This is a genomic window from Massilia sp. TWP1-3-3 (genome assembly GCF_049897805.1).
Taxonomy (GTDB): domain Bacteria; phylum Pseudomonadota; class Gammaproteobacteria; order Burkholderiales; family Burkholderiaceae_D; genus Telluria_A.
Genome location: NZ_JAFCWX010000059.1, coordinates 1 through 9,035, shown reverse-complemented (window position 1 = coordinate 9,035; position 9,035 = coordinate 1). Strand labels below are relative to the sequence as shown.

The window sequence follows — 9,035 nt, the reverse complement described above, 5'->3', positions numbered from 1 at the left end:
CCACGCTGCGCTTCCGTCAACTCAACTTTCATCGCTACACGCATGATTTCCCCTCCATATGACAAGGATACATGCATATATATAATAAGTCTTATTATTTATGACGCACTACACTAGCGGGAAGAGAAATTGAGGCCAAAGAAAAACTCGAATTGGCTCGATCCACTTGGCAAAAAATAGTTTCGGAAGAAGACCCATATCTCCAACGGAAACGACCAGGAAAGGAATCTCTATCGATTCATGCCTTAAATGTCCGTCGCCTAGCCGTAATAGAGGCAGCACTTCACGGAATGCCTTAACTTTACAATCGACAGTGACGCTTCGCGCCTGTCATTTTTAACGTTAAGATAAAACCTTATGGTTCGGACGGTGACCGGAAACTACCGGCAATTGCTGAAGGATTGGTTGGTCGCTAAAAAAAATATACCGGGCGACCGGCGGCTTCGGGGCGTAAACGGTCATCCGCAAGTTGCTGACGCTTCCGATGCCGCCGCTGTGGCGCCAGTGAAATATTATGGAAAGCAAAATTAGCTTGTGGCCCCGCTACGTACGGCGTTTTAGACGGGAGCTTCCGCTTTCCATAACCGTTCTACTGCGCCTCAAACCCCCGCACCTAGAAGCTGAGGACGAGGCATAGGCTTTGCTTAACTCCAGGAGGACGCTCTTCCCCGAATGCTTTTCGAAGATTATCGACCCATGCCGTATTTTCCGGCATTTACTTGCTTGCATCCGATGCAGTCTGTCCCACGCGCTTCACATGGTCGCGGTGGAAGTCCACTCCTGGCGCTTCTGCGGAGTGGCGAAGGAGGAGCAGCGGCAGGTTGGTCAGCAGACGACGTGCAAGCATTGTCGAGCAGTCAAAACGATGGCCGGTCGCCCCCTGGATGATCCCGCCACATTCTTGGCAGTAATCATGCATGCCGATGGTCTCAACGTAACCTTTCGCCATCATCTCGATCAGGGGCTGCCAGCCTTGCGGGGCCAGCTCCAGCCTATTAAATTGGTACAGGGGCTCCGACTGGAGAGAGGAAGCGGGGCAGTAGGCTGACCGGGTGCGCAGAAAGTCCATGATTTTCTCCTTTTACGTGCCCTCCAATTACGGTAGGGCGCACAGTTTGTATTTTGTATTGTAGGCACAATACAAAAAAATACAAAAGATAAAATGCCCGGCGCACCGACAAATGACAGACTCTTGACCTAGTTCGTACACCTCATCCAAGCGGTTTGTCGCCGGATTGCTCCCACCCACCCCCCCCGTCCTTCTCGCCCTGCGAAAAGGGGCGAGTCGCCCTCTGTCGTCAACAGGGAGGGCGAGAAAAGCTTCCCCCACCGCCTTGCAGAGCTTCTTCGGGCATCCCAGGCCCTCAAAGGATCGCTACGCTTCCTACGTCACCCGTTCGGTGCTCACCCCGGCTGCGCCGGCGCTCCGCGCCGCATGCGGCTTCCTGGGAGCCCTCTGACCGCTTGGCGTGCCCGCAAGCAGTCACGCAACTGCCAAATTACGTGATTACGTTATGATTTTTGCATTCGGCGAGAGTGTTTTTTCGTGGCTGATCCCAGCGGCCGGTCGTCACTGGCGGCCGCCAGTTCACCAGCCAGATAGCCATCGTCTAGGAGTAATCATGCACATCAAAATTCCGGCCCAGAAAGGGCGCTGGCCGAACTGGATACGGCGAAAGCCTGCTGGTCCCCTGCAACGACCGGGCCATTCAGTCGGTTCAGTCTTCGATCCAATTGCTGTACAAAAGAAAAGGTTTGGTTGCACGCGAGTTTTCCCAGCGCAAGGGACTGTTGATTCTTGACGAGCACGCGCTGCCCATGTCCGTCATCATCGTCACGCGCCAGCCGGTGGTCGACTAGATGCGGTGTGAGCCATGTGCCCCGCACGCAAGCGGAGGCACGGCGGTTGGCGGGGTAGGGACGAGGTGCCAGTACTGGAGGGCGATTGTCGTTACGGGTGCGGCGCGCCGAGCTTGCGGCCGACCGCCATCGTCACGCGGGCCGGGGGACTTGCCGGCTACGGTTGCGCTCGCGCTGCGCCCGGACCTGATCTCCGACCGGATGCGGAAACGGCGCCGCGTAGGGCGTGTCGATGACTACGTGTGCTGGCGCAGTCCGTCTATCGCCGGCTAGTCCGGCTCGCTGGCTTTCCGCATTGAAGACGCGGTTTTGAACCGCATCGCCGAAGGGCGCCTTGCTGCCCGGACCTTCGTGGCGCGCTAGCATCGCAACGACGCTGAGCGCGAGGCGCGCATCCTCGCGATCGCCACGGTGGTTGTCGACAGCTACGATGATCGCTTTGTACTCGCTTCCCGTTAGTCGATGCCGTCGACCTTCCCGGATCTCCTGGAGCAGGTCCTGGCACTGTTCGAGCGAAAGAGCGTTCATGGCGTTGTTTGGCGCGCCGGTTTATTTGAGATGGGCGCGCAGCATGGCGGCCGCGAGTTCGGCAGTGACGGCCGTGACGGCTACGACCATAAGGCTTGGCCCGGCAGCTTCAACCAAGACCTTGTCGGCGTCGATAACACCGCTCAGGTGCAGACACATCGAGCACAGAACTACGGCGAGTATCAGAAGAAAAAAGGCTATTTTGAAACGCCGCGCGAGTCGATCCAGCACGGGTGCCAGGTTGTGAAAAAAATTATTCATGGGACTTTTCCTTCATTGCGCAATTCAGTTTCAGGCTATATGACACAGGGCGATATTTCAATATCTGTTCTGAAATCAAAGATCAAAGCTACCCAGCGGCGCCTGGGTTTGAGAATTTATCAGTTCGATATGAGCGCGCGAGACCACCGCCAGGGCGGTGCCGTTTTCCGCGCGCGGGACGAACAGGTACAGCGTCCCCTGTAGACCCAGAGCGTTTTGTGCCCGCGCCGCTTCGATCAACTTGGCTTGTGCTTCGTCCGCGACCGGCAGGCGGCACGGTATATCCGACTGAAGGATCTTGAGGACAACGCCTTGCGGGTTGCGTAACGTACCGGTCCAGCAATCCTGCCCATAGCTCGCCAACGGGAAGCTCCGCGTGCTGAAATCGTACTGGCCAACGCTGACGTTGGTGAGACCAAGCGGCTGCCGCGAATATGCCGAGACTGGCACGGCGTAGTAGTCGTGCTTACGGTATTTGCTGAGGGCGGCATCGACGCGCGGCATCTCCGCTTTGGCCACTTCTTTCTTTTTGAAGGCATCCGTCTCGTTGAAGTATGCAGGCGACAGACGGCTTAGCTTCTCATCGTCGCTCAACGGCGCCTGAGCCTTGGCCGAGACAATATACGTCAGGGCAAGGCCCGCAGCCTCGCCGTTGAGGTCCACGTAGCTGGCCAAAGGCAGGGTACGATCGGGCTTTGGCAGGACCGGCGCTTGCGCGGTCGGCGGCGCCGGTGAATCCGGCAACTTGGGACTATTCATCAGCGAGGCGGGCGACGGCTTCGCGTTTGCCCCGGTGCCCTGGACAGCCTCTTTCTTTTCCCCGCACCCGGCAAGTGCCAGGCTAATGAGTAACGCCAAACCCAGCTTCGAGATCATCGGTTCGTCTCCATAAAAAATGGGCATGCTCCCGCTTCTCAGGATTGCATGCCCCACGAGTTCATCCTGCTGGCTGGCTTACCCGAAGATCATGCCAAGGTTTACCTTCCACTCGTCGGCCTTGCGGCGATCGATTCGCAGACCCACAACCGGCAGAGTCGGAACGCTGGTGAGCAGTTTTAGCAGCGCCGGTTTATTGTTGTCGACTTCAAGCTCCCAGGCGATCAGATTATCGTAATCGACCAGTGTTTCCGTTCCATCATTGACATCGACGTACAGCGTTTTTCGGGTCTTGGGGTCGAACCCGACATAGCGGTTGTACAGCACCGAAAACACCTCGCACTGGGGTACAAAGCCCTTTGCTTTGTGATGTGCGACACGGGCAAGGATGCGAGACTTCAGCATATCCGGCACTGACTTCAGCAGCAGGTAGCCAAACGCGAAATACAACAGACAAGCCCCTCCCAGGGGAAGGGCCACGCCAAGCTCGCTGCCGGCCTTGTCGGCCGAAAGCAAAAACAGCGGGACGGCAACGATCAAGCCGATCAGGTAGAACGTGCGCAGCGCATACCAGATGATGTTCATTTCACCTCCCGCACTTCGATAATTTTGTATTGCGTCCTATATACAGAACTACAACAAAACTATTTTAGCACGCACGCTTGACACGAACTAGTGGAATAGATAGCAATGTTGATAAGGGTCGTCCTCCGGGTCTGACCTTCATCGTTACGCCTTTATACCATCACCGGACTTGACGCCGCCCGCACCCGTCCCGCCGCCGAATCGCCCTGGCGACAGGTGCTCCAGCTTGTTTGTGAATACATTCATTGCACTGCGCAGTCGATCATTGTCATCGCGGCCCGGGGTTGCAGACGCATGGCCGCCGACCCAGTTGATGACTTGGTCTGGCACGATGAAGATCAGGTTAAAACAGCTGTGCACCAGGTTAGTGCACATCAAAACGTAAATACCAAGGAAAAAGATTATGGTGAACAACCCTGTTATCGAGTCGAACTGCGCATTGGCCAGCGCGATGCCGAACAGCTGGTTGAGCAGCGTGCCGCCGGCAATGACGCCGGCGCCACCGAGGAAGAACCCGATCACCATCAGAATCGGCCGCACCATTACGTTCAGAAAAAATATGTATCCGTGCGCAGTCCTTTGGCCCATGCCGTCGCCTTCGCCGGCCAAGTGCGTCAGCGCCCATAGCGGTGCGGCGATGATCGCTTCGCCGACAACAACAAGCCAGTTCACAGTAGCACCGAACCAGATCACAAACGGCACCATCGGCAGATAAGTCGATAGCGTGCCGCCCAGCAGGAATAGGGCGATGATCGCCATAATGACGAACGGCGACATCGCATCGAGTACCCCTTGCAGGGCGTCTCCGATCGACGACACCGCATTGACCACCTTCGCGGCTACGCCTGCCGCGCTCCACCCATCCTTGACCCTGGCAATCGCCTTGGCCGTCACGTACGCCCCAAGTCCGGTCTCCGCCGTCGTCATCGTATAGTCGCCGAGATTCTTCATTTTGATCAGGGGATTGAGCTGGCCACGCCCTTCGCCGCCAGCGTTCCCGTCGATCAGGGCGTTGACGATACGCTGCCCAGGCGCATTGAAGAAGCTGCCGATGACTTTGCTTGGGTCGGTGCCGGCCGCGCCTTTGGAGTAATCGCCTGTGCTCGTCGTTCCCAGCGTCGGCGTATACATTGACGCCGACTGCTGCGCTTTGTAAGCCGCCATTGCGCTCTGGTACACCCCGACCACGCCCGGGTCACCTTCCTTCGACATGCCGTAGATCGATGCCTTCGCCGCCACAGCGTCCGACAGCTTGGTGTTGGCTTGGGCGAACGTCTGGTACCAGGCGCCAAGCGTCCACCAGCCGCCGTCCTTGATCGACCTACTAAGCTGGCTGGCCAAGGCGGCAATGTTGCCCTGCTTAGTCGCCGCGATGCTGCTGATCGTGTTCTCGTACTGCGCCGCCGCAGACTGAATCGCGATCTCGGCATCAGGCAGGGCGCCCACGCCGCCGTTTTGTTTTTGGATGACGGAGTTGACGAAGTTCTGCGCCGCCGTCGTCAGGCTCCCCTGCATGCCTTGCAGCGCCTGCAAATGTGCGCGGCGAATGTCGGACGTGTCGATGGTGCCGCTGAACCAGTCCGTTGACTGGGGCTGGGGATCGAGGCTGTTATTGATGTCGGCGCCGCCGCACACGAAGCTCGCATTTTTCAAGACGAAACCGGCACTCGACGCCGACTGCTGCACGTATCCATCGTCCGTGATCAGTGCGCCGCTCGCCTCGGCTTGGGCCATTCCGGCATTGATACCGTGCATACAGACGTTGGCCTCAAACACGCTATGCGCCACGTTCACAGTACTCGGCATCACCGGCTGCACAACCATCGATTGGCCATTGCTGAATGCCGCGACCGAGGCGTCGACGCCAAGATTCGCGATCCCGACCCCCATCAGCGACGCACCCCACAACATCAGCAGCTGGGACAATGCCCACCCGTTCGCCGTCGGCACGAGGGAGGCGAGCCCCCACACCAGACGAATCGGACCCCACAGCGTATGCTGCTCACGGTCGTATACGGAGCCGTCATGGGCCGTCTGTGTAATCTTGCGAAACATGACATAGCAAGCAAATATGGCCCCCACCACCAGCAGACCGGCGTTCGCGACCTGGAACACGCCGGCAAGAATCGTGTCCGCGCCACCGGCGCCGCCCGTGGCGAGGGGATTGTTCACGACGTTACCGTAGATCGACACGAGCGCTTCGCGCGACTTGTCGCCAGAACGCCTGGCGGCGTTCGAGATCTCCCCGACCGACGTGCTTTGTGCATATGCCAGCGAGCTAAGCAAGCATGTGGCGGCGGCCACCAGGTCTACCAAAATGCGCGAGCACTTCATGGCACTTCCCCTTTCCGTTGCCCGAATTCTGGATCAAGCGTCATCCACCACCAGCCTTTGACTTCACGGGTGAAATCCCGCAAGCCGCCTTTTTCCTCCTTTGATAGCCTATGAGTGCGCAGCTGCCAAAGCCGCAGCTGCGCACCGAGCGCAACCATGAAAAACACCGGTTGACTGACCACCAGCGAGACCACGCCCAACACGATGCCACGCGTGTTGTCGTACCAGATACTGCCGAGGACACCATAAAGGCTCAGCAGGACAAAAAAGACGGCCGCCCCGAGCGCGGTGCGCTTTCTGCGCAAAAAATAGCGGTAGAGCTCCGGCTGTGATAGTGCGTTCTGCGAACGACTCTCCATAGCTGCGTCAAACGAGTCGTTGGCGGCAATCTCCTGCACTTTGAAGCTGTCGGCAATCGTTTTGCGCGCGTCGACGCTCAGATCCTTTAGTAGGGTGAGGTTTTCCCTGGTGCGCTGCACTTCGGCTTTTGCCAGCGACACCGATTTGCGCATTGCGGAAAACGGCAGCAACACCCGCGATGCCAGGCGCCCCACCTTGCGTAGCCGATTATCCTTCGCCTGGGAGTCCATCATCGCCCCCCCATCCGCCCGCCAATCACGCGATACTTCTGCGCGAGCATCGGCTCGTATTCCTGGCGCGCCATGCTGGCCAGGATCTGGCCATTGATGATGTTGCCGCGCACGACCTCGTTTTTCAGGCTAAGGGCCAACCAATTACTAAGTGCAGCCACGCGGATCTGTTCGCGTACCAGGTTGTCGCCACTCATGGCCTGCAGGTCGGTCTGGTAAGCGGTATTCGCGTACCGGCGACCGACCTCAAAGGTCTCGAACTCACGCGCGGACATCTGGCCGCTCGCCTTGGCCTGGGTAGAGGCGACCTGGTTGTAGTACGACGCCGCCGAAGGCGCCTGCAGTACTTCGCTCAGCAGGTCTTTGGTGGCCGCGTTCGGCTGGCTGTCGGCAATACGCTGATCCTGCGGATCGGCCGCTGCCGAGATGATGGCGTTGTACTGATTCATCAGGCCGACGTACTCGGCGCCGATGGACGTGTCGGCCGCACCCTTGTTGATCTGCGGGCCGATCGAGCGACGGATCGAGTTTTGGGTGTACATCCTGGCCACATCCGTTTGCGCCTGCGAGAAGGTCAGATCAGGTGTCTTCCCATTCGGACCGGCGCCGGTCAGCACTGAGTCGATGCGCTTGTCCGCCCCTGGCATGTTCGCGGAAACAGTTGGGCAAGAACGCGCGCCACCATAGGCGGAATAGTCATCGGTGTCACAGTACTGGGCGTGGACTCTCGCCGCACGCGAGGCGTCGATCGATTGCAAGACAGGTGCCGTATTCACCGCCTGGGCGATTGCCGTGTTCGAGATGACGGCGCCGCCGCCTGGGCGGATGCCACCCTTCGCTGCGCCCGCAGCAACACCGACTTGTACAACGCCACCGGAACCGGCCTCACTGCAAATGTTGTCTGGTACCCGGTAACGCTGGCGCGCATCCTCGATGCGGCGGTTCTTCTCCTGGTTGGCATCAAATTCGCGCTGCGCCCGCGCGGCCGTCTCGACCGTGCTGGCGACCTTGTTGCCGTTCTGATTCACCGCCAGGCCGATGTTGTACAACATGCTGTTCATCGATGTACCCAGTGCGCCAATCGCGCTGGTGATGCTCGTATTGGCTGTCGTCACTGCCCCTACGACGCACCCATCGCAAACTGCCCGCGCGGCACCAGTCGCGCCGACAAACAGCAGCGCGCCGGCCAGAGGCATCAATAGTCTCTTTCTCATAATGAAAGCTCCTGTTGCTTCATGAGGTTTCTCGTATAGGCCGTGACCAGCTTCTCCGCCAGCCGCTCGACCACCGACACGTCGTCCTTTTCGGTCGACTGAGTGCGCATGTGTTCAATCGTCTGCAGCGCCGAGCCCAGCGGAAAATATTCGGCCAGCAGCTTGCGCGCCGCGTACGGTCCGACCCGCTTGTATAGCCGGTTGCGTAGCGCTACATCCTCCAGCGTGGTTGAGAATGCCCAAAGCTCGATCGGCCCGACCGTGTTGGTCAAGAGCTGGACGACGAAGCCGACCTTCGTCTTGAACAACGCCAGAAAATTACCTCCTTCCGGGCCTGGACCGACAGCATCGCGATGCAGGCGGCGGATCGCCTCCTCGGACACCTTGAACGTATTACGCAGGATGGCCTCGTCGGTTGCGCTTCCTCCGCGCATGACGTAGACGCCCGTCGCGGCATTCAGCAGCTCTTCCGGATAGTCGGACAGGTACTGCGAGGCGTTGACAATGCGAATACCCCACTTGCGCCCCTCACGCCCGTCCTTGATCATGGTCTGGACGAAGGCCTCCTGACCGGCCGTGTTGTGCACCTCGTCGTAGGCAATGGTCTTCTGTTCATCTTGCACGTCTGCGATGCGCTTGAGATGGTAATCACGGTACATATCGGGTATTGTTGACGCTGACCGAAAATTGACCCACCTACAGGGGGTATGCTGATCGAAAATTGACCCAGGTGTTCTACTGCTCCTGCCCACATTTTGGGCAGGAGAAAAAAAGGTGATCACCATGG

9 protein-coding genes are annotated in these 9,035 nt (G+C 58.6%); all 9 read right to left on the bottom strand.

Features of this window, described 5'->3' with window-relative positions; genetic code table 11:
• Window positions 1-715: 715 nt before the first annotated feature.
• Entirely contained in the window at window positions 716-1,069 is a 354-nt protein-coding gene (locus tag ACP7D4_RS27060) for a hypothetical protein (RefSeq protein ID WP_426212443.1), read from the bottom strand.
• A gap of 923 nt (window positions 1,070-1,992) precedes the next feature.
• Window positions 1,993-2,388, bottom strand: coding sequence for a hypothetical protein (locus ACP7D4_RS27055; protein WP_426212441.1), 396 nt, complete (start codon window positions 2,386-2,388; stop codon window positions 1,993-1,995).
• 21 nt (window positions 2,389-2,409) lie between these two features.
• Window positions 2,410-2,649 (bottom strand): hypothetical protein, encoded by a 240-nt coding sequence (locus ACP7D4_RS27050; RefSeq protein WP_426212440.1) that lies wholly within the window; start codon window positions 2,647-2,649, stop codon window positions 2,410-2,412.
• A gap of 75 nt (window positions 2,650-2,724) precedes the next feature.
• Window positions 2,725-3,525, bottom strand: a complete 801-nt coding sequence (locus tag ACP7D4_RS27045; RefSeq protein ID WP_426212438.1) for a hypothetical protein — start codon at window positions 3,523-3,525, stop codon at window positions 2,725-2,727.
• A gap of 78 nt (window positions 3,526-3,603) precedes the next feature.
• Window positions 3,604-4,110 carry a hypothetical protein gene (locus ACP7D4_RS27040; protein ID WP_426212437.1) on the bottom strand — a complete coding sequence of 169 codons (507 nt, stop codon included), beginning with the start codon at window positions 4,108-4,110 and terminating at the stop codon, window positions 3,604-3,606.
• A 144-nt stretch (window positions 4,111-4,254) separates the two neighbouring features.
• Window positions 4,255-6,444 carry a DotA/TraY family protein gene (locus tag ACP7D4_RS27035; RefSeq protein ID WP_426212436.1) on the bottom strand — a complete coding sequence of 730 codons (2,190 nt, stop codon included), beginning with the start codon at window positions 6,442-6,444 and terminating at the stop codon, window positions 4,255-4,257.
• Window positions 6,441-7,037: a hypothetical protein gene (locus ACP7D4_RS27030; protein ID WP_426212434.1), complete on the bottom strand. Its 597-nt coding sequence runs from the start codon at window positions 7,035-7,037 to the stop codon at window positions 6,441-6,443. Before ACP7D4_RS27030 ends, ACP7D4_RS27035 begins: the two co-directional genes overlap by 4 nt.
• Complete coding sequence (traW, locus tag ACP7D4_RS27025) at window positions 7,034-8,248, bottom strand: conjugal transfer protein TraW (RefSeq protein ID WP_426212432.1); 1,215 nt, start codon at window positions 8,246-8,248, stop codon at window positions 7,034-7,036. Before traW ends, ACP7D4_RS27030 begins: the two co-directional genes overlap by 4 nt.
• Window positions 8,245-8,907, bottom strand: a complete 663-nt coding sequence (locus ACP7D4_RS27020; RefSeq protein ID WP_426212430.1) for a hypothetical protein — start codon at window positions 8,905-8,907, stop codon at window positions 8,245-8,247. Before ACP7D4_RS27020 ends, traW begins: the two co-directional genes overlap by 4 nt.
• Window positions 8,908-9,035 lie beyond the last annotated feature (128 nt).